Below are 22,490 nucleotides of genomic sequence, written 5' to 3' on the forward strand. Positions count from 1 at the left end.
AGAGCGTGTGGGGCTGAGGGAGACACAGGAGGACGGCTGCTATGAAGTATGGTGGTACAGCACGAAAGTGGGGATGATCGACCTGAAGAAAAAGTCGATCATCATGGGTAAAGGATGTTAAAAAGTGTTCACCATGTCCCCGAACACCTGTCTACCATGTCCCCGGACTGTACACCCACAGGGAGAGGGAGAAAACCGATGCCCCGCGACCCCACGTAGGCCCGGTAAGCGTAGCGCCACCGGGCTTTTTTACATCAGGCCAGCGCCTTAGCAATCTTCTCGTACAGATCGCCAGACAGATTTTCCAGCCCTTTCAGCTGCTCAAGCGCGGCGCGCATTTTCGCCTGACGCTGCGCATCGTAACGTTTCAGGCGGATCAGCGGCTCAATCAGACGAGACGCCACCTGCGGGTTACGGCTGTTCAGCTCGGTCAGCATTTCAACCATGAACTGATAACCGCTGCCGTCTTCGGCATGGAACGCGGCCGGGTTGCTGCTGGCGAAGGCACCAATCAGAGAGCGGACGCGGTTCGGGTTGCTCATGGTGAACGAACGGTGCTTCAGCAGGCTGCGTACTTTGCTGAGTACATCGGCTGCCGGGCTGGTGGCCTGAAGGATGAACCACTTGTCCATCACCAGACCATCCTGATGCCACTTGTCGTCGTACTCCTGCATCAGCGCATCGCGGCACGGTAGCTCGGCGGCAACGCTTGCGGCCAGCGCGGCCAGGGCATCCGTCATGTTATCGGCTTCGTGGTACTGCTTGCTGACCAGCGTGTTCGCCAGCTCTGCCTCACCAAACGCCAGATAGCGCAGGCAGGTATTGCGCAGGGAACGTTTACCTATATCCGCATGTTCCACCCGATACGCGTCCAGCTTGTTGGCGTTGTAAATGGCGAGGAACTCATCTGCCAGTTCGGTCGCCAGCGTGCGGGTCAGCGCTTCACGCACGGCGACGATGGCAATCGGGTCGATGATGTCAAACAGCTCGGCGATTTCAGTCGCAGACGGCAGCGTTAAAATTTCAGCCGCCAGCGCCGGGTCAATGTTCTCATCCAGCAGGATGGCACGGAACGCGTCTGCCACATGAACCGGCAGCGTCAGCGGCTGGCCCTGCTGGTAACGGTTGACGTTCAGCTTGATGTAGGTCGCCAGCAGGCTTTGTGCCGCATCCCAGCGCGAGAAATCGTTGCGCGCGTGACGCATCAGGAACGTCAGCTGCTGATCGCTCCACTTATATTCGAGTTTCACCGGCGCGGAGAATTCGCACAGCAGGGCAGGAACGGGCTGGAAATAGACGTTATCGAAGATAAAGGTCTGCTCTGCCTGGGTCACGTTCAGCACGTTATGCACCGGGTGGCCGCCCTTCTGTAACGGGATCACGTTGCCTTCGTTGTCGTACAGCTCAACGCTGAATGGAATGTGCAGCGGATGTTTCTCTTCCTGCTCGGCCGTTGGCGGCGTGCGCTGGCTGATGGTCAGCGTGTACTGCTCGGTTTCCGGGTTGTAGTCGTCTTTGACCGTCACAATCGGCGTACCGGCCTGGCTGTACCAGCGGCGGAAATGAGACAAATCGACGTTAGAGGCGTCCTCCATCGCCTGGACGAAATCGTCGCAGGTGGCCGCACTGCCGTCGTGGCGTTCGAAGTAGAGCTGCATCCCTTTCTGGAAATTCTCTTCACCCAGCAGGGTGTGGATCATACGGATAATTTCAGCGCCTTTTTCATACACCGTCAGGGTGTAGAAGTTATTCATCTCAATGACTTTATCCGGGCGGATCGGATGGGCCATCGGGCTGGCATCTTCTGCAAATTGCAGACCACGCATGGTGCGCACGTTGTTGATGCGGTTCACCGCCCGCGATCCCAGATCGGAGCTGAACTCCTGATCGCGGAAGACGGTTAAGCCCTCTTTCAGGCTCAGCTGGAACCAGTCGCGACAGGTGACGCGGTTCCCGGTCCAGTTATGGAAATATTCGTGGCCGATAACGCGTTCGATATCGAGGTAATCTTTATCCGTGGCGGTATCGGTACGCGCCAGCACGTATTTAGAGTTAAAGATGTTAAGACCTTTATTCTCCATCGCGCCCATGTTGAAGAAATCGACCGCAACGATCATATAGATGTCGAGGTCATATTCGAGGCCAAAGCGCGTTTCATCCCACTTCATGGAGTTGATGAGGGAGGTCATTGCCCACGGTGCGCGGTCAAGGTTGCCACGGTCCACGAACAGCTCCAGCGCGACTTCACGGCCAGAGCGCGTTTTAAAGGTGTCGCGCAGGACATCGAAATCTCCCGCCACCAGCGCAAACAGATAGCAGGGTTTCGGGAACGGATCCTGCCACTGTACCCAGTGACGGCCATTCTCCAGTTCCCCTTCACCAATCCGGTTGCCGTTGGAAAGCAGGTACGGGTACAGCGTTTTGTCGGCAATAATTTTGGTGGTAAAGCGCGCCAGGACGTCCGGGCGATCCAGATACCAGGTAATGTGGCGGAAACCTTCGGCTTCACACTGGGTACACAGGGCTACGCCTGACTGGTAAAGTCCTTCCAGCGCGGTATTGGCGGCAGGGCTAATTTCATTCACGATGCGCAGGGTAAAGCGTTCCGGCAGGTTGTCGATGACCAGCTGGTTGCCTTCTTCTTTATAGTCTGACCAGGCTTCATCGTTAATATGCAGGGAAACCAGCGTCAGGTCTTCACCATCCAGACGCAGCGGCACGGCTGTCGCGCTCTGGCGCGTCACCTGGCTTACCGCCGTCACCACGGTTTTTGTGGCATCCAGGTCGAAAGTCAGATCGATATCGCTTATCAGGTATTCCGGCGCACGATAGTCGTGGCGGTATTTAGCTTGTGGCTGTTGTGTCATAGAAAACCTTATGCATCGTTTGTCGAGTAACGATTCAATATATTCCTGTTGTGTAAAACGCGCTATGCAGAATGTTCATCTTTTCAGGCACAACGCCCTTTTTAGCTACATTTTTATAACACGGGGCACGAAATGCTCTCGACCATAAAGTGTGCTTATGTTGTGATCGGGGTTCAATAAATCACTAAACAGGGTATACTCCGGAGTTGTTTATTGTACTAAACGCTCCCGTGAGAGGATGCTACAGCGCACCTATGACTCAATTCGCTTCTCCGGTTCTGCATACGTTGCTGGATACCGACGCGTACAAGCTGCATATGCAGCAAGCCGTGTTTCACCACTATCATGATGTCCATGTTGCGGCGGAATTTCGCTGCCGGGGTGACGACTTGCTGGGTATCTACGCAGATTCCATTCGTGAACAGGTCGAGGCCATGCAGCATCTGGCGCTCACCGATGACGAATATCAGTGGCTTTCAGGCCTGCCTTTCTTTAAAGCGGATTATCTGAACTGGCTGCGTGAGTTCCGCTATAACCCGGAACAGGTCACCGTCACCAATGATAACGGCAAGCTGGACATTCGTCTGACCGGCCCGTGGCGCGAGGTGATCATGTGGGAAGTGCCGCTTCTGGCCGTGATCAGCGAGCTGGCCCACCGCTATCGCTCCCCTGAAACCGGTGTGACGCAGGCGGTTGCCGCTCTGGAGAATAAACTCGTTGAGTTTTCCACACTGACCGAAGGGCTGGATATGTCCCGCTTCCGTCTGATGGACTTTGGCACGCGCCGCCGCTTCTCTCGCGAGGTTCAGGAAGCCATTGTCAGACGTCTGCAACAGGAGCCGTGGTTCGTTGGCACCAGTAACTACGATCTGGCACGTCGCCTTGATTTAACGCCGATGGGCACCCAGGCGCACGAATGGTTCCAGGCGCACCAGCAGATCAGCCCTGACCTTGCCAACAGCCAGCGCGCCGCCCTCGCCGCGTGGTTAGAGGAATACCCGGATCGGCTGGGTATTGCCCTTACCGACTGCATTACCATGGACGCGTTCCTGCGCGACTTTGGCCCTGAGTTTGCCGAACGCTACCAGGGTTTGCGCCATGATTCCGGGGACCCGGTTGAATGGGGTGAGAAAGCCATCGCCCATTACGAAAAACTGGGCATCGACCCCATGAGTAAGGTGCTGGTCTTCTCCGATAACCTTGACCTGGCGAAAGCCGTCGACCTTTATCGCCATTTCTCATCGCGGGTGAACCTGAGTTTCGGGATTGGTACGCGGTTAACCTGTGATATTCCTCAGGTGAAACCGCTGAACATCGTCATAAAACTGGTGGAATGTAACGGTAAGCCGGTCGCGAAGCTCTCCGACAGTCCGGGCAAAACCATCTGCCATGACAAAGCGTTTGTCCGCGCATTACGTAAAGCCTTCGATCTGCCTCAGGTTAAAAAAGCCAGCTAACGGCTTCGGGGGAGCCTTCATGGCTCCCCTTCTCTTATTAATTTCTTATTTCTTCTCTTAAGACGGTGAAATTTACTTGTCTGATAGCGGATGGCAGGTAACATAGATATCCCCCCTACAAGGGCGGACAAGTGTTTATTTTTTCCGACTATTAACAGAGAGAATATTATGAGCGTTGTGCCTGTAGCCGACGTACTCCAGGGCCGTGTCGCCGTTGACCAGGAGGTCACCGTGCGCGGATGGGTGCGTACTCGCCGAGATTCTAAAGCTGGCATCTCCTTCCTCGCCGTCTATGACGGTTCCTGCTTTGATCCTGTACAGGCCGTCATTAATAATTCTCTGCCCAATTACAATGATGACGTTCTGCACCTGACAACCGGCTGTTCCGTGATCGTCACCGGTGTTGTGGTGGCCTCTCCGGGCCAGGGTCAGAGCTACGAAATTCAGGCGACCTCGGTGGAAGTGACCGGCTGGGTTGAAGATCCTGACACCTACCCGATGGCTGCAAAGCGTCACAGCATCGAATATCTGCGTGAAGTCGCGCACCTGCGTCCGCGCACCAACCTGATTGGTGCGGTTGCCCGCGTGCGTCATACGCTGGCGCAGGCGCTGCATCGCTTCTTTGACGAGCAGGGTTACTTCTGGGTTTCTACTCCGCTGATCACGGCTTCCGATACCGAAGGCGCAGGTGAAATGTTCCGCGTTTCAACGCTGGATATGGAAAACCTGCCGCGTACGCCGGAAGGTAAAGTCGATTACGACAAAGACTTCTTTGGTAAAGAAGCCTTCCTGACGGTTTCCGGCCAGCTCAACGGTGAAACCTACGCCTGTGCGCTGTCTAAGATCTATACCTTCGGCCCAACCTTCCGTGCGGAAAACTCCAACACCAGCCGTCACCTGGCGGAATTCTGGATGCTGGAGCCGGAAGTGGCCTTTGCCGATCTGAATGACGCGGCAGCCCTGGCAGAAGCGATGCTGAAATACGTGTTTAAAGCCGTTCTCGAAGAGCGCGCAGACGACATGAAATTCTTCGCTGAGCGTGTCGATAACGACGCCATCGCCCGTCTTGAGCGCTTCGTCTCCGCAGACTTCGCGCAGGTCGATTACACCGACGCGGTCGCAATCCTGGAAAAATGCGGTGAGAAATTCGAAAACCCGGTTTACTGGGGCGTGGATCTCTCCTCCGAGCACGAACGTTATCTGGCAGAGAAGCACTTTAAAGCACCGGTTGTGGTGAAAAACTATCCGAAAGACATTAAGGCGTTCTATATGCGCCTTAACGAAGACGGTAAAACCGTTGCCGCGATGGATGTCCTCGCGCCGGGCATCGGTGAGATCATCGGTGGCTCCCAGCGTGAAGAGCGCCTGGATGTGCTGGACGCGCGTATGCAGGAGATGGGCCTGAACCCGGCGGACTACAGCTGGTATCGCGATCTCCGTCGCTACGGCACCGTTCCACACTCCGGCTTTGGCCTGGGCTTCGAACGTCTGATTGCTTACGTAACAGGTGTTCAGAACGTACGTGATGTGATTCCATTCCCACGCACACCGCGTAACGCAAGTTTCTAACCGACCAAATCATTAATGGCCAGCAAATGCTGGCCATTATTTTATCCTGCAATGTCAGTTTTCGTCAGTCAGAAGTAAGCGTCTTTAAACCACAACCCCGCTATTACCTCTACCTGTTACGTTTTGTTTCCACGAAATATCCTGAGACAAAAAAATAACCCCATTCTTATTGCGCTTAAAACAATCCTTACGCATTAGCATAAAAAACAACCAATTTCACAGCCATCTGGATGGCTTTTATCGATCATAAGAAAAAATGAGCCGTTTAACTTCTGTTTATACGAAAGGCCTTTAGCTAAATTAAACATAAGGAAATCATATATATAAGAATAAAGCGGATGTTTAATTCGCCAGGTGGCACTGAAATTTGAGGTGCTTCACAAAGTTCCCAAAAATACATATTTAGTTACATATATTTTCTTTTGGTAACTGAATCTTGAAGATTGTAGCACTTTCAGTGTAGCGAAACGGTTCTATGAATGGAAAGATGCCTGTCAGACACATAAAGACACCTAACTCTCATCAATAGTTCCGGAAATATTTATTGACAGAATTTATTGGCGGCAGTGGCGAGTGTCATAAAAAAACCAATGAGGGTAATAAATAATGATGAAGCGCAATATCCTGGCAGTGGTAGTCCCTGCCCTGCTGGTAGCCGGTGCAGCAAACGCTGCTGAAATCTATAACAAAGACGGCAACAAATTAGATCTTTACGGGAAAGCAGTTGGCCTGCATTACTTCTCTGATTACGCGGGCAACGATGGCGACAACACTTACGCGCGTCTGGGCTTCAAAGGTGAAACTCAGATCAACGATCAGCTGACTGGCTACGGTCAGTGGGAATACAACTTCCAGGGTAACAACTCTGAAGGTGGCGATGCACAGAACGGCAACAAAACCCGTCTGGCATTCGCAGGTCTGAAATTTGGTGACGCAGGCTCCTTCGACTACGGTCGTAACTACGGTCTGGTCTATGACGCAATCGGCATCACCGATATGCTGCCTGAGTTCGGCGGCGACACCGGCGCGAGCGATAACTTCTTCGCAGGCCGTACGGGTGGTCTGGCGACTTACCGTAACAGCAACTTCTTCGGCCTGGTTGACGGTCTGAACTTTGGTGTTCAGTACCTGGGCAAAAATGAACGTGATGACGCAGTACGTTCCAACGGTGACGGCTGGGCAACCTCTCTGAGCTATGATTTCGACGGTTTCGGCATTGTGGGTGCTTATGGTGCAGCTGACCGTACCAACAACCAGCAGACGCTGGATTGGGGTAAAGGCGACAAAGCTGAGCAGTGGGCAACCGGCCTGAAATATGACGCGAACAACATCTACCTGGCAGCTATTTATGGCGAAATGCGTAACGCAGCGCGTCTGGGCAGCCGTGGTTTCGCTAACAAGTCTCAGGACTTCTCTGTCGTCGCTCAGTACCAGTTCGATTTCGGTCTGCGTCCATCCATCGCTTACTACAAATCTAAAGCGAAAGACGTAGAAGGTATCGGTGACGAAGACTACATCAACTACATCGACGTTGGTGCGACATACTACTTCAACAAAAACATGTCTACCTATGTTGACTATCAGATCAACCAGCTGAAAGATGACAACAAGCTGGGCATCAACAACGACGACATCGTGGCTCTGGGTCTGGTTTACCAGTTCTAATCAGCACACCTCGTTGTTATATGCTTAATGAACAGGGCTTCGGCCCTGTTTTTTTATTCCTGAGAGAAAATAATAGCGACTTTTGAAAAGCCGCACGCTTTTCGTCGCAAACGGTTGGCATTTTGTAAATCTACCGTTAACCTGATAGCGGATTTCACTTCTGTAATCACAATGGAACTTCGTCATGTTTGAGAACATTACTGCCGCTCCTGCCGACCCAATTCTGGGCCTGGCCGATCTGTTTCGTGCCGACGACCGCCCTGGCAAAATCAACCTGGGTATTGGTGTATATAAAGATGAAACCGGCAAAACTCCGGTACTGACCAGCGTCAAAAAAGCTGAGCAGTATCTGCTGGAAAACGAAACCACCAAAAACTACCTCGGTATTGATGGTATCCCTGAATTTGGTCGCTGCACCCAGGAGCTGCTGTTCGGCAAAGGCAGCACCATTGTGAGCGAAAAACGCGCCCGCACGGCGCAGACCCCAGGCGGTACCGGCGCACTGCGCGTGGCGGCAGATTTCCTGGCGAAAAACACCTCTGTGAAGCGTGTGTGGGTAAGCAATCCAAGCTGGCCGAACCACAAGAGCGTTTTTAATTCTGCGGGTCTGGAAGTGCGTGAATACGCCTACTACGACGCGGCAAACCACGCGCTGGATTTCGACGGTCTGCTGGCCAGCCTGAGCGAAGCCCAGGCGGGCGATGTGGTGCTGTTCCACGGCTGCTGCCATAACCCAACCGGTATCGATCCTACGCTTGAGCAGTGGGAACAGCTGGCTAAGCTGTCCGTTGAAAAAGGCTGGCTGCCGCTGTTCGACTTCGCTTACCAGGGCTTTGCCCGTGGTCTGGAAGAAGATGCAGAAGGTCTGCGCGCATTCGCCGCCGTCCATCAGGAGCTGATTGTCGCAAGCTCCTATTCCAAGAACTTTGGTCTGTATAACGAGCGTGTCGGCGCCTGTACGCTGGTGGCTGCTGACGAAGCAACCGTCGATCGCGCATTCAGCCAGATGAAGTCCGTGATCCGCGCTAACTACTCTAACCCACCGGCACACGGTGCGTCTGTGGTCGCGACGATCCTGAGCAACGATGCGCTGCGCGCAATCTGGGAACAAGAGCTGAACGATATGCGTCAGCGCATTCAGCGCATGCGTCTGCTGTTTGTGAACACGCTGGCTGAGAAAGGCGCTGACCGTGACTTCAGCTTCATCATCAAGCAGAACGGCATGTTCTCCTTCAGCGGCCTGACCAAAGAGCAGGTGCTGCGCCTGCGTGAAGAGTTTGGCGTGTATGCCGTTGCCTCTGGCCGCGTGAACGTTGCAGGTATGACGCCTGACAACATGGCGCCGCTGTGCGAAGCCATTGTCGCGGTGCTGTAACCTGCACCCATAAAAAAAGCCTGCATCGCGCAGGCTTTTTTATTTTACCGGGTTTACCAGACAGGCATTTCATCCTGAAGGAACGGGTTATGCAACCGCTCATCGCCCAGCGTCGACATCGGTCCGTGTCCAGGGATAAACGTCACATCATCACCTAACGGTAATAACTTCTGTTTAATCGACTGAATCAGCTGACCGTGATCGCCGCGTGGGAAATCGCTGCGTCCTACGCCCCCTTTGAAAATCACGTCACCGGAAATCAGCAGGCGCGACACGTCATCAAAGAAGACGATATGGCCGGGCGTATGCCCTGGGCAATGCAACACCTGTAAAGTTACATTCCCTACGTTAACGCGATCGCCTTCGTTCAGCCAGCGGTCCGGTGTCAGTGGCTGACACTCATCCAGACCAAACATGCGGCTTTGGGCAGGCAGCCCCTGAAGCCAGAACTCATCTTCTTTTTCCGGGCCGATAATCGGCACACCGTAGTGTTCAGCCAGTTCAGCCGCTGCACCCACATGGTCGAGATGACCATGGGTGAGTAAAATCTGCATCAGCGTTACACCGCTGGCAGCGACTTCCTGCTTGATTGTCTCAGCGTCGCCACCGGGATCAACAAGCGCGGCCAGTTTAGTTTGTTCACACCAGATCAATGAACAGTTCTGTGAGAACGCGGTAACCGGAATAATACGATAGTTCATACTGCTCCTGTGTTTCGTTATTACCAGTGCCGAACCGGCCCGGTATCAATATGCACAAAGTTGCTACGTGGGTAGTATCCTACACCACCTGCGCGCATAGATAACGCCGCTTTGCGAATATTGGCTAACGAAACGCCTTCAATATGGAAATCCATCGCCTGCCCTTTAGTGTGATAGCTTTTTTTCGCTACCCCACGGCTGTGGGCGCGCAATTCATTGTTGGTATCCAGAGAGCGATAGCCAGAAATGAGTTGCACCGGCCTTTTGGTCCCCAGCAGTCCCTGCAAGCGGTAAAGCTGATCGAATAATCCAGGGTCGATGGCTTTGATTTTATTCGCGCGGAAATCACGGAAAAAATGGTTGAGTCTTGCTAATTCATCCTGAATATAGCCTCTGCCATCGAAAAATTCCGCTTTAAGCGTCTCACCAGTATGCAGATTGTTGAGCGTTAAAATACGCGGACGAGGTGTCGAGAGGGTGGCAAATGCTGGCGTCGGAAGGATGGCTGCTGCGCCCAGCGCAACGCCACCTAACGCCAGCAATTTGCGGCGATTAGCGTCAAATTTGTCCATGATAATCAGGTCTACAGGTAAAAGAAATTGTCAATATGCTTAGCGCACGAAGGGCACCATAACTGGCAAAGCCTGCTACGTCAAGGCGCCCAACCCCAGTGAATACGCGGCTTGCAGACAGATCGCCTCATATTCACCATAACTTACGACAATCATTTTTACCGAACTACTTCATTTACCTGATTAATTGTTCCGCTTTTGGCAAAATTTGTGCGCCGGATCGCGCTGTCAGATCATAATTGTAAATATCTGTACGATACTGGGTGCGTCCGTCCGCGCCTACAAACGCCGTCAGATAGTAAAGATTGACCGGAATATTGTGGCGAATATTGACGTAACGCGTATCCCCCTGCTTCAGGGCATCTGATATCCGCGCATCGTTCCAGCCTGCATCCTGCAACAGCATATTCGCCAGCTCGGAGGCCTTGTTCACGCGAACACAGCCCGAGCTGAGCGCGCGTGCATCTTTCTGGAACAGATTATGGTTCGGGGTATCATGCAGGTAGATAGCGTCCGAACTTGGCATATTGAATTTGTAACGTCCCAGCGAGTTATGGGCGCCCGGTGCCTGCTGGAAACGGAACGGCAGGTTCGAAGGCGTAATCGTTGACCAGTCGACCATCCAGGGATCAATCGCTTCTTTGCTGTTCCAGCCCCGCATCACCGTATAGTTATGTCGCTCCAGATAACCCGGGTCATTCCATACCTTAGGCAGGATATCTTTGCGCGCCAGCGTCGGCGGCACGTTCCACGGCGGGTTAACCACCACGTTATTCAGCGCGCTGCTCATCATTGGCGTTTTACGGTCAGGTCGGCCGACAATCACGCGGGACGCCAGCACTTCGCTACCGTCCTGATAGTAGACCAGGGAGTACGCCGGAATGTTGACCATAATGCCGGTGGATAACGTGCCCGGCAGCAAGCGCAAGCGCTGGATATTCAACGCCAGCACCCCTGCCCGCTGGGCCGGAGAGACGTTCAGCCAGTCGCGAGTAGATGGACCAATCACGCCGTCAGCGCCAAGCCCCTGCCCAGCCTGGAACTGCTTCACTGCGGCGACCAGCTCGCGATCGTAAGCGGCGGGCTTATTGCTCAACGCAACGGCCGTTTTCTCTTTTACCGGCGCCGACGGGCTGACGACCGCATTTTGCGTCTCGTCACCGGGCAGCGCAATTTTAGGGCCGCTGTCAAGAATGCCGGAGCGTTTCATAATTTCGCGGATCGCAGGCACATCGCTGCTCCACTGCCCCGGACGCAGCGTTGTGGTGCCACGCAGTTGAGGCCACGGGCGGGAATCCGCAACCAGCTCAAGAAGCGACTGATGCATCGTGGCATATTGCGGATGGGCAGGCGCAAGGCTTGCGATAAAGCGCGGCAGTTCGCCGTTATCCAGCGACAGCTGCCACTGATTAATGACGGACAGCGCAGGCGTCGCCAGCTTGTACGGTTTACTGCTGTATAACCAGCGGTTGCCGTTCACCGAAATCCCCGCCACAAACTGTAAGTAGCCCATCATGGCATCAGACAGCACCACGTCACGCGCCTGTCCGGAAACGGCAGGGTCGGTCAGGAGCTCAACCCAGGTCGTGAACTGCGGCTGAAAGCCTGCAATCGCCACTTCAGCCAGCTGCTGCTGGAAGGCTCGTACCGCCTCGCGATTTTCCCACATCGGTTTCATATCGCGCGCAGCGTAAAGCAGCGTGAGCTGGTTAATATAAGCGGGAGTATAGCCCGAGGGCAGGCCGGTCATAAGCTGCTGGCGTAATGATTCAGTATCGATGCCTTCCGGCAGCGGTTTAATGCCGGCCATGATGGCCGTCGCCGGAGACTGATCCAGCGGTTGTGACAGCGACGTCGGCTGCGCGCCCATCGTCGCGGAGCTGTCAGTCGGTACAATTTCAGGCTCATCGGCCTGAGCGGTAAACAGTGGAGCAAACATCACTGTCAGGCACAAACTCAGCGCAGACAGCTGACGACCACGATTTTTCTTAAGCAACATCCCTTGCCCCCTGTTTTTCACGACATGCCCATTATTCTGGAGCTTTCCTTCAGTATAGAAAGGCATACTCGCTGCTGCCTTACCTTATGTAAAGAAGTTTAAAGATAACGCAGCCCTGAACACAAGTTAAGTGAATAAAAAAAGCGGCGCATGAGCGCCGCTATTTGTCGCACCCCGGGTTAAGAGGCGTCAGCCGTGCCCGGTAATGACTCCGGTGGCTGCGGGGCGAAACCACGCAGGCCCACGACGTGTACGTGTTCACTGTTCTGAAACACCTTACGCACCAGCTTGTAGGTTGTCCCTTTTTCCGGACTGATGTTTTCCGGCGCCGCGATGATGAGCTGCATATCGAGTCGCTCGCAAAGCTCAAACAGCGTGGCGATGGAGCGGGCGTCGAGACGCGCGGCTTCATCGAGGAACAGCAGACGGCATGGCGAGATGTCTTTGCCGCGCAGACGACGCGCTTCATCTTCCCAGCTCTGCACCACCATTACCAGAATCGACATACCGGTACCGATGGCTTCACCGGTAGAGAGCGCACCGGATTCCGCGCGCAGCCAGCCGTCTGAGCCACGGTTAACCTCAACTTCCATTTCCAGATAGTTGCGGTAGTCCAGCAGCTCCTCGCCGATGGTTTGCGGCGTACGCTGGCCCATGTCAATCTGCGGATTCAGACGCTGATATAGCTTCGCCAGCGCTTCGGAGAAGGTCAGGCGGTTACTGTTGAACAGATCCTGATGCTGTTCGTGCTGTTCAGACAACACGTCCAGCAGCGTGGAGTGCGCCTCACGCACGTTCACGTTCAGCCGCACGCTGTTGACCTGGCCAAACGACACGCTTTGCAGGCCCTGGTTCAGCTGACGGATACGGTTCTGCTCGCGCTGAATGGTTTTACGAATAATATTCGCCACGCTGCGGGAGCTGATTGCCAGCTTCTGCTCGCGGGAGGTCAGCTCCTCCGTCAGTCGGCCCAGCTCGATCTCCATCTGTTCGATCGCTTCCACCGGATCGTCGGTACGGATGATATCCTGACGAATACGCTCGCGTAAGTGCTGATAAACCGCCACGAAGAACTGAATTTTGCGCTCAGGACGCTTCGGATCTTCGGACATACGCAGCACGTCGCGCAGATGTTCGTTATCCGCCACCGCCAGACGCAGCGCGCCCAGCGCCTTATCCGACATAGAGCGCAGTTCATCGGCTGACAGGTACGCCAGCTCGCGACGATGCAGACGACGCTCCACGTTGTTATCTTTCACCATGCGCATCACCGCGCACCACCCCGCCTTCGCGGTCACAACCTGTTCACGCATCTCATGATAGTCACGCTCCAGCTTGCGCAGGCGTCGCGTCAGGTTGTCCATCTCTGCTTCACAGAAGGTCAGCGCTTTTTCCAGCTGATTACGACGCGCGCGGTTGTTACTGAGCTGAGCATGCAGCTCATCGCGGCGAATACGCGCCCGCTCTTCTGCACCGCTGTCGGCGCGAACGCCGATGTCCTGCAACTCTTTATGCAGATCGTTTAACAGCTCTTTCTTGGTGTCGAAGGAGCTTTTCAGCGAGGCCATGACCTGGCTGTACTGGCTCAGCTGTGCGGCGTGAGTACGCATCGCTTCACGGGCGCGCGTACGCTCTGCTTCGGCCTGCTCAAGACGCTGGCGCAGCTTTTCATTAAGATCGCTGTTCCCGCTCAGCATTTCTGCTGAATCGGAGTAGCCGAAGTGTGCGCGACGTTGCACCACTTCCGTCAGGGCAAACGCCTGCTGACGCGCTTCGCGCTGCACCTGCTGTGACCAGGCATAATCCTCTTTTAACTGCTCAAACTGTTCCGGGTCGCTCTGGAGAACGGAAACCATCGGCTCCAGTTTTGCCAGCTGATTGCCGTGCTGCTGCACAAAGCGCGCCGCTTCCTGCGCTTCGTCCAGACGTTCCTGAATTTCGTCCACGCGGTCGGCGAGCGTATCGTCCGCCAGCAGGTTCAGGCGCGGCAGGATGCGGTTAAGGGCCGCAACGCCCTCTTTCGCCTGCTCGAACTGCACGCGGCTTTGCTGGTTGTCATTTTCATGGCTGGCAAGCGCACGCTCCAGCTCTCCACGACGGGTGTTGAGCTTGCGAATTTCAGCTTCCGGATCGGGCTCAAAGGCAACGCCCAGGTGGCTGCCGATAAAGCGGCTGAACGCCTGATGCAGACGCTGCGTTTTTTGAACATCAAACGACAGGGTTGCAAAACGCTCAGAAAGCGTTTCGCGCTCAGCGTGCAGGCTTTCAATACGGTTTTCACGCGCGGCGCGGCCAAACAGCGGCAGTTCCGGGAAGCGCGAATAGCGCCACTGGCGATCGGCGATTTTCACCACCACCGCTTTTTCCAGCTCGTCGACGCTGAATACGCTGTCATCAAACGACTGCGGATCCCCTTCGATGAGGTAGAGATCTTCCGGGCAGTCTTCCAGCCCTGCAAGCTGGTCCGAAATCAGCGACAGATCCGGCACCACAATCGCGTTACGGGATGGACCGTACAGCGCGGAGAAGTACGGCGCATCGTCCAGGCCGACATCGTCGTAAATTTCAGACAGCAGCACGCCGCCGAAACGCTCGGCTAAGGCATTCAGGCGCGGATCTTCTGAGCCGCCAGGCTGGCTTAAACGCTCGATCTCTTCATCGACGTCACGCTTGCGCGCACCCACTTCGTCACGCTCAACAATCGCTTCACGCTCGCGCTCCAGCAGCTGTTGCATGTATTCGGTGACGTCCTGGCTGGAGGCAAACTCCTGGCCACACTGTTCGCTGAGCTGGTTCAGGCTGCTTTGTGCAGCCAGCCAGATCGGCGCACGCTGTAAGAGCGTCTTCGAACGCGACTGAAGCTGTTCCAGCTCCTGACGCAGCGTCATGCGCTGTTCGCTGGCGTTCGATACGGTATCCGACAGGGCCGCAATACGCGCTTCCAGCTCCTGGTGCAGGGCCTCAAGCTCGTCGAAATCGTAATTTTTACCCTGACGCTTGCAGAATTCCGCCAGCAGACGCTCGGCTTCCTGCTGTTCACGCAGACGCTGTTCCAGCTCGTTCAGGCGCATGCGCAGCGGCTGCACCTGTTCGGCCAGATGGCGTTGATTGACGCCGTCGCGCAGCAGCTCACGGGCAACGTCCCACGCTTCGTTACGCGCCAGCGGACCGTTGATCGCCACCACCAGCTGGTACGCCTGCTCAAACTGGCTATGCGCCGTTTGCGCCACGCTCATTTTCTGATCGAGAGAAAGCAGTTTCTCAGTGGCTTCCTGCTCTTTGGCCTGGAAGGTATCCAGCCATTCGTCAGCGCTTTCCGGGGTCAGGTCCGGCAGATGGCACAGCTCTTTGGCACGCTGCAACGCCTGCAATGCCTGGTTGTACTGAATCGCACGCGTCTGCTGCACATCCAGCGCCTGCTGGTAATCAGCAAGCTGGCTTTTCAGTTCATCCACTTCCAGCTCGGCGGCTTCCGCGCGGGCTTCGTTCTCTTCCTGCAAATCGGCGGCTTCGGCCACCACTTCATTTTGCTCTTCAAGACGAATTTGCAGCTCATCCAGATCGGCTTCATAGCGCTCGATTTTTTCCTGCTGACGCAGCGCGGTCTGCACCAGGTTCAGGTGATCGCTGGCCGCCTGGTAATCGGCTTCCAGATCCCCTTCCGCACCGTTGTGCTCGCCCAGTTCGCGCGCCATTTCGACATGCTTATACTGCTCAGCCACCAGCTGTTTGCGGGAGGTAAACAGCTCGCGGCGGTATTCCAGCGCCTGATCGAGATGAATACGGCGCTCGTTGGCGTGGCGCATATAGTCCGCCGCCACGTAGTTGGTGGCTTCGCTGATCAGGTGCTTAAACAGGTCGCGGTCAGACTGTGTGACGCGAATCGCTTCCAGCGTCATGCGGTTTTCACGCAGCGCGGCTTCCATATCCTGGAAGGCCTTACGCACGCCGCTGTTTTCCGGCAGCAGGTAGTCGCGCAGGGAGCGAGTAATGGCGCTGGAGATACCGCCGTACAGGGAGGCTTCAATCAGACGGTAGTATTTACTACGATCTGACGCGCTGCGCAGACGACGGGCTACCACACCGAGATCGAACATCAGAGAGTGGTAGTCGGTAATGGAGTTAAACTGCTTAAACTGCACGCCTTCGATAGCTTCCAGCTTGTCTTTCAGCTCCTGGAGCGTGAGGACGCGCGCCTGACGTTCATTCAGGGTTTCCGTCAGCAGCGCGGTCGGCTGTACGGAGGTTGGTAGTCCCTGGATCGCAAACGGTTTGATATCTACTTTACGGTCGCGGCCAGCAACCTGTTGCAGGCGCACGCCTACAACCACGCGCTGATGACGGGAGTTGATCACGTCCAGCACTGAATAACAGACGCCCGCTTTCAGCTTACCGTGCAGACCTTTATCACGAGAGCCGCTCGTGGCGCCCGCTTCAGTGGTGTTACGGAAGTGCAGCAGGGTCAGGTCAGGGATAAGCGCCGTCACGAAGGCCGCCATGGTGGTGGATTTACCCGCCCCGTTACCGCCGGAGAGCGTTGTCACCAGCTCATCCAGATCGAAGGTTCGGGCAAAGAAGCCGTTCCAGTTAATCAGCGTTAGTGAGCGAAATTTACCGCGTTCAATCATTACTCTTCCTCCCCGCTATCCGGCTGATTCTCTTCGTGCTCGTCATTGAGCTGCAAATGGTTTTCCACCGGCATCGCTTCACCGTCGCGGATCATGCGCAGCTGCGCTTCACGCGCATCGTCACCCGCACGCACGTCGGCGCCAAAACGGAAGACCGATTCGGTAATACGGAACTTGCTGCTGTCGTGACCCATGAACCAGACCATTCCCAGACGGCGCAGACGGTTCAGGGAAGAGCGAACTTTTTCCTGTAATTTCTGACGGTCCAGATCGGACCCCGTTGAGCGGTTATTGACCAGCTTGAGCAGCTTGCTTTCATCCGCCAGCGACAGCAGCTCATCGTAAAGCTCCTGCTGGGTGAAGATCCCTTCATTCGCCAGACGTTCCGGGCTGAGATAGAGGTAGCAGAGAATTTTGCCGACCATCATATCCAGTTCGGAAAGCACCGAGCGCGGAATAAGCGTGGTAGAGCGCGGACGCAGGTAGAAAAACCCTTCCGGCGCGCGGATCAGCTCAACGTTATAGCGAGCGTAAAACTCTTCCAGGTACTCCTGAAAGTCCATCAAAAAGGCGTGATTATCCAGCTCGTCAAGGCCAATGTGACGACCGGCACGCAGCTGGCTATCCAGCGCCGGAAACAACGGATTCGCCAGCGCCTGTGCCAGCTTAACTGGCATCACGTGTTCAATATTTGTCAATGACATGCGCCTGTACCTTGGCTCCGTAATCGTTAATCGGCTGCCACTTCGGCGGCAGTCCGGTGAAATCGGCTTGTGCGATGCCCAGGCGCACCGCCTGGTCTACAACAATGCGGGCAACATCGAAGTGGCGCGCGCGCGGATACTGCGCCAGATAGTCGCGTACCACGAGGCCAAGATCCAGCGGTGCTTGTCTGGTTTTGTAGACAGCGAGCTGTTCTTCGATCATCGCCGCAAGCTGCTCGCGAATTTCGTTAAATTCTTCGTATTCCAGATCCGGTGGCAGTTCACCGGTGACCTCTTCATCACGCAGCGCCATCTCTTCGTCGCGCATATCCAGCAGACGATCGGCGTTGGCGTAGGTCAGCGCCCACGGCGCATCGAAGTAGGTCTGTACCGACTGGCGCAGACGTTGAGCAAAGACGCGATTCTTATCCATATCGATGGCGGTACGGATAAATTTATGCACGTGGCGGTCGTAACCGATCCACAGGTCGATCGACTGCTGGCCCCAGCTGATAATGCGGTCAAGCTTGCTCTGCAAATCAAACACCAGACGGTCGATAAAATGCAGATCGTCGTGCGCCATCGTCGCGTCCTGAATGCGTAGCAGATTGGCCTGTAGCTTATCTCCCGCCGCCTCCAGCGTATCCTGCAACTCACGCAGCGTACCCGACGTTTCTGACAGCAAAAGTTCACAGCTGGAGATGGCCGCACGCCAGTCTTTATTAAGCAGTTGAGCGATATCGTCTTTCACCTGCTGCTGCTGTTCGTCCATCAGACGTTGAGTCAGATCGATACTGTCGAAAATCTCGGCAACCGAATATTTCAGCGGCGCGTAAACGTTGCGATGCCAGTGGAATTCATCACCGTTTTCATCAGCCGCGTCGGCGGCACGCTTCAGCTCGCCTGCAACAATAGAGAGCTGCATGGAGAGACGCAGCGTGGAAAATTCGCGCTGGCGGATGTAATAGTCGGTAATGCCAATGCCCAGTGGCGTAAGACGATAGATGGCGTTTCCTTCCGCCTGCTCGCTGGTAAAGCGGTTCAGCAGACGTTGACGCACCATATCATTGATTGCGTTGTTGGCACGCACGCTAATGGTTTCGCTGGTTTGCTCAAACGCATCACTGACGTGGCGGAACGCATCCACCAGTTCGCCTTCACTCATTTCGCCATCCAGGCGTTCGCCGTTTAGCGTCGCAACCGCCAGCAGGAATGAGAGTCTGTCTACCGGCAGCGAGATGGAGAAATCGTTTTTCCTGGCCCAGGCAACCAGTTCGGGGACTGTCTGGGAAAATTCACTCATAGATTATCCTTGCATCTGCGGCTTGCGCGCGGTGACGTGTATATAGCGGCCAAGGCTCAGATAAGGCTCCTGGCGGCAGTACCGCGTCTCTATTTCTGTTAAGGCGTCTAAACAGTCATCCTGTTTTTGTTTATCACGCAGATAATCATGAAACACCCTCACGCCGGTTTTGCCGGTAATTTCCCAACCGATCTCCTCCAGCCAGCCATAGACCTGCTGCGGTTCACGGGGGAAATCCGGTGAAAGCGTGCGTCGTTTCTTTTTATACATGCCCTGCTGTACATAGCCAAAATTGCCGACCAGCACGTTTCGCATTAGCAGGCCGTTGGCATTGTAAAACATCAGCGATAACGCACCGCCCGGGCGCAACATCGACCACAGCGTTTTTAACATCGCTTGTGGTTCGGCGATCCATTCGAGCACAGCATGAAACAATATCAGATCAACCTGCGTTTCCAAATGCTGCGGAATGTCCTGAGCGGCGCAATGTATAAAATGCATGTTGTCGCTCACACCTTTCTCTTCTGCCGCTCGCCCTGCGCGCGCAACCATCTCGGCAGAAAGATCGCAAAGCGTGACGTGATGTCCCCGCTGCGCCATCAGAATTGCAGTCTGACCTTCCCCACCGCCGGCATCCAGCACGCGCAACGGTCGGTCACCGAATTCAGCCAGCAGCTTGTCCAGATCCTGCCAGAGGATCGTCTGACGCAGCTGACCTTTGGTGGTGCCATAAATGTTGCGCGAAAACTTTTCCGCGATGTCATCAAAATTGCGATCCCGCATTGGGAGGGTTCCACTCACTGCAAAACCGCTATTTTGTCACACCCGCGCGGAGAATGAACCACTCTGGTGTAATATCACCGACAATCGCCTGCTGTATGGTTAAAAAAGGAACCAAAAAGGATGCTTTTTACCCTAAAAAAATATATCGGAGGCATGATGCTTCCCCTTCCCCTGCTGTTGCTTCTCATCGCGCTGGGGCTGGCATTAATATGGTTTAGCCGCTTTCAGAAAAGCGGTAAATCCCTCGTTACCGTGGGCTGGCTGGCGCTGCTGTTACTCAGCCTGCAACCGGTCGCTGACGGTTTATTACGTCCGATTGAAAACACCTACCCGACATGGCAGGGAAATCAGAAGGTGGGCTATATCGTGGTGCTGGGCGGCGGATATACCTGGGATCCGAACTGGGCGCCCAGCTCGAACCTGATCAACAACAGCCTGCCGCGCCTGAACGAGGGGATCCGCCTGTGGCTGGCCAATCCTGGATCGAAGATGATCTTCACGGGCGCTGCGGCAAAAACCAACCCGGTCAGTACCGCTGAAGCAGGAGCAAGAGTGGCTGAATCGCTTGGCGTACCACGTTCCGCCATCATCACGCTGGATAGCCCAAAAGATACCGAAGAAGAGGCGGCGGCGGTGAAACAGGCCATCGGTGATGTACCGTTCCTGCTGGTGACCTCTGCTTCACACCTGCCGCGCGCAATGATTTTCTTTGAGAAGCAGGGCCTGCATCCGCTTCCTGCTCCGGCAAACCAGATGGCTATTGACGCCCCGCTCAATCCGTGGGAACGGATAATCCCGTCCCCGGTATGGCTGATGCACAGCGATCGCGTCGGCTACGAGACGCTTGGCCGCCTCTGGCAGTGGCTCAAAGGTTCGTCAGGCAAGCCAGGGCAGGAGTGATTTTGCGGCCAGATCGAAACTGGCGCGATTAAAGCGCCCGGTGTTGACCAGCTGCGCCACCTCATCCCAGAGAAGATAGAGCCAGCGTCGCCAGAGAAAGGCCTCCGCAACGGGGGCGCGCTGAAGATAGTGCCAGAGCAAATCTTCCGCCGCCCCGCCCTCGCTCAGCCTGAACAGTTCGTACTCGCGCGGCGCCCAGAGCATGATCCCCGGCCCGACCATCGCCAGCAGCTGGTCGCTGCGCGAGTCTTTAAGCATACTGCGCAGCGTGAAATTGCCGTGAACCAGCACGCAGTTGTCGTTAAAACCCTCAAACAGCGTCGGCAGACATTCCCGGGTGCGGAATAAAATACGTTTGTCCTGCATCGTTAAACCGGTGTTGTTGAACTGGTTCAGCGTGCCCCACAGCACTTCAACACGCTGGCGATACCACAGCGGCCACAGGTTTTCCTGCGTGCTGTCCACCGCGCCAACAAGGCCCCGGCTGTCCTGCCGATGCCAGGCAAGCAGAGCCTCGACAATCTGATCTTTCAGCTGTTCCCAGCGCTCCGGTGTACGCGTCGGGGCTTCAACAGAAACCCCGCGTAAACGCTCGATAAGCAGAACATCCGGGCCGGGATGCTCCTCATGGGTCATCACGCCGTAGACCGTCGGCATGCGGACAGTCCCTTCCCGCGCCAGCATCGACATTTTCCAGGCCAGCTGTCTGGCGACGCCCGGCGAGGTAAAACTTCTGGCCATCAGCGGCATGGGGTTTCCCTGACTGTCGTACAACGACCAGAGTGCGGTATCGGCCTTTTCATTCACGCATTCCACCCGGCTTAGCTTTTCGCCAAGGAGATGGCTGAGTTCAGCACGCAGCTGTTCCATATGAGATTACCCCTATTAAGACTACTGCTTTTATAATGAGCGCGCGAAACCCGGATGTCACCCGGTAGAGATCAATAATGAAAAAGAAAAGGAAAATAGCCAGGCGGGAGAACATCCCCCCAGACGAGGGGATGCCAGCGAATTAACGCATTTCGACGCGTACGCGCTCGAGATCTTCAGGGGTATCCACGCCGGTGCCTGGGATTTCCTGGGCAACCGCAACGTGAATTTTCTCGCCGTACCACAGCACGCGAAGCTGTTCGAGCATTTCAATATGCTCCAGCGGGCTTGGTGCCCAGGCGACGTAGCGACGAATAAAGCCGGCGCGGTAGCCGTAAATACCGATGTGGCGCAGGAAGGTTTCGCCGATTGTCTCTTTCGATTGCGCGAAACGATCGCGATCCCACGGAATGGTGGCGCGGGAGAAATAGAGCGCGTAGCCCTTTGCGTCCATGACCACTTTCACCGCATTCGGATTGAACGCCTCTTCAGCGTGGTGAATCGGCACCGCGAGGGTCGCCATCCCGACCTGACGCTGTGCCAGGTTGTCGGCCACCTGACGGATAATCGCCGCCGGGATCATCGGCTCATCGCCCTGCACGTTCACAATCACCGTCTCGTCGCTGAAACCGCATTTTTCGACGACTTCCGCCAGGCGCTCGGTGCCTGACTGATGATCGGCACGGGTCATGCACACTTCCCCACCCGCGGCCTCAACCGCGCGCGCAACATCCGGGTGATCGGTGGCGACGATGACGCGTCCGGCGCCCGATTCGCGTGCCCGTTCAAGGACATGCACAATCATCGGTTTGCCATTGATATCCACCAGCGGTTTACCTGGCAGGCGCGTTGAAGCATAACGCGCAGGGATAATGACAACAAAACTCATGGTTTGATCTCTTCTGCCACCAGGGAACGGGCTTCATTTTCCAGCAGGACCGGAATACCGTCACGCAGCGGGAACGCCAGGCTGTCCAGTTTGCAAATCAGCTCTTGTTTATCCTGGCTGTAATACAGTTTGCCGTTGCACACCGGGCAGGCAATAATTTCAAGTAAACGGTGATCCATAGTTCCTCCGTATGGGTAATCGCTAAAGC

16 protein-coding genes are annotated in these 22,490 nt (G+C 55.3%); 5 read left to right on the plus strand and 11 right to left on the minus strand.

The genetic code is table 11. The features are described 5' to 3' along the window. Positions 1–254: 254 nt before the first annotated feature. Complete coding sequence (gene pepN, locus SK62_RS13235) at positions 255–2,867, minus strand: aminopeptidase N (RefSeq protein ID WP_015570910.1); 2,613 nt, start codon at positions 2,865–2,867, stop codon at positions 255–257. A 254-nt stretch (positions 2,868–3,121) separates the two neighbouring features. Between pepN and pncB the strand changes: the two genes are divergently transcribed. The 4 genes from pncB to SK62_RS13255 all read left to right on the plus strand — a co-directional run bounded on the left by pncB (position 3,122) and on the right by SK62_RS13255 (position 8,933). After that, complete coding sequence (gene pncB, locus SK62_RS13240) at positions 3,122–4,324, plus strand: nicotinate phosphoribosyltransferase (protein WP_047719334.1); 1,203 nt, start codon at positions 3,122–3,124, stop codon at positions 4,322–4,324. Positions 4,325–4,492: 168 nt separating this feature from the next. Then, positions 4,493–5,893: an asparagine--tRNA ligase gene (gene asnS, locus SK62_RS13245; RefSeq protein ID WP_015570955.1), complete on the plus strand. Its 1,401-nt coding sequence runs from the start codon at positions 4,493–4,495 to the stop codon at positions 5,891–5,893. Positions 5,894–6,499: 606 nt separating this feature from the next. Beyond that, positions 6,500–7,558 (plus strand): porin OmpF, encoded by a 1,059-nt coding sequence (ompF, locus tag SK62_RS13250; RefSeq protein ID WP_015570956.1) that lies wholly within the window; start codon positions 6,500–6,502, stop codon positions 7,556–7,558. 184 nt (positions 7,559–7,742) lie between these two features. After that, positions 7,743–8,933, plus strand: coding sequence for an amino acid aminotransferase (locus SK62_RS13255; protein ID WP_017384820.1), 1,191 nt, complete (start codon positions 7,743–7,745; stop codon positions 8,931–8,933). Between the two features lie 53 nt (positions 8,934–8,986). Here SK62_RS13255 and SK62_RS13260 read toward each other — a convergent pair whose 3' ends face one another. The 7 genes from SK62_RS13260 to cmoM form a co-directional block, all read right to left on the minus strand. Then, positions 8,987–9,634 (minus strand): MBL fold metallo-hydrolase, encoded by a 648-nt coding sequence (locus SK62_RS13260; RefSeq protein ID WP_015570958.1) that lies wholly within the window; start codon positions 9,632–9,634, stop codon positions 8,987–8,989. Positions 9,635–9,654: 20 nt separating this feature from the next. Continuing rightward, positions 9,655–10,206: a YcbK family protein gene (locus SK62_RS13265; RefSeq protein WP_003858202.1), complete on the minus strand. Its 552-nt coding sequence runs from the start codon at positions 10,204–10,206 to the stop codon at positions 9,655–9,657. A 175-nt stretch (positions 10,207–10,381) separates the two neighbouring features. Then, positions 10,382–12,205, minus strand: a complete 1,824-nt coding sequence (gene ldtD, locus SK62_RS13270; RefSeq protein ID WP_039271185.1) for a L,D-transpeptidase — start codon at positions 12,203–12,205, stop codon at positions 10,382–10,384. Between the two features lie 179 nt (positions 12,206–12,384). Beyond that, complete coding sequence (mukB, locus tag SK62_RS13275; protein WP_045329586.1) at positions 12,385–16,833, minus strand: chromosome partition protein MukB; 4,449 nt, start codon at positions 16,831–16,833, stop codon at positions 12,385–12,387. Then, positions 16,833–17,537, minus strand: a complete 705-nt coding sequence (gene mukE / locus SK62_RS13280; RefSeq protein ID WP_017384823.1) for a chromosome partition protein MukE — start codon at positions 17,535–17,537, stop codon at positions 16,833–16,835. Before mukE ends, mukB begins: the two co-directional genes overlap by 1 nt. Then, entirely contained in the window at positions 17,518–18,840 is a 1,323-nt protein-coding gene (gene mukF / locus SK62_RS13285) for a chromosome partition protein MukF (RefSeq protein ID WP_015570962.1), read from the minus strand. Before mukF ends, mukE begins: the two co-directional genes overlap by 20 nt. Before the next feature lie 3 nt (positions 18,841–18,843). Beyond that, positions 18,844–19,623, minus strand: a complete 780-nt coding sequence (gene cmoM / locus SK62_RS13290; RefSeq protein ID WP_003858212.1) for a tRNA uridine 5-oxyacetic acid(34) methyltransferase CmoM — start codon at positions 19,621–19,623, stop codon at positions 18,844–18,846. 120 nt (positions 19,624–19,743) lie between these two features. Between cmoM and elyC the strand changes: the two genes are divergently transcribed. After that, positions 19,744–20,523 (plus strand): envelope biogenesis factor ElyC, encoded by a 780-nt coding sequence (elyC, locus tag SK62_RS13295; RefSeq protein WP_015570963.1) that lies wholly within the window; start codon positions 19,744–19,746, stop codon positions 20,521–20,523. Here elyC and SK62_RS13300 read toward each other — a convergent pair. The 3 genes from SK62_RS13300 to ycaR all read right to left on the minus strand — a co-directional run bounded on the left by SK62_RS13300 (position 20,500) and on the right by ycaR (position 22,461). Next, positions 20,500–21,393 (minus strand): YcbJ family phosphotransferase, encoded by an 894-nt coding sequence (locus SK62_RS13300; protein ID WP_003858216.1) that lies wholly within the window; start codon positions 21,391–21,393, stop codon positions 20,500–20,502. The genes elyC and SK62_RS13300 overlap by 24 nt on opposite strands. A gap of 142 nt (positions 21,394–21,535) precedes the next feature. Next, on the minus strand, positions 21,536–22,282 hold the full coding sequence (kdsB, locus tag SK62_RS13305) for a 3-deoxy-manno-octulosonate cytidylyltransferase (protein WP_047719333.1): 747 nt from the start codon (positions 22,280–22,282) through the stop codon (positions 21,536–21,538). Next, entirely contained in the window at positions 22,279–22,461 is a 183-nt protein-coding gene (ycaR, locus tag SK62_RS13310) for a protein YcaR (RefSeq protein WP_003858220.1), read from the minus strand. The genes kdsB and ycaR overlap by 4 nt, the downstream gene beginning before the upstream one ends. Between the last annotated feature and the right edge of the window lie 29 nt (positions 22,462–22,490).

Source organism: Enterobacter sp. BIDMC109 (assembly GCF_001037885.1).
Taxonomy (GTDB): Bacteria; Pseudomonadota; Gammaproteobacteria; order Enterobacterales; family Enterobacteriaceae; genus Enterobacter; species Enterobacter hormaechei_C.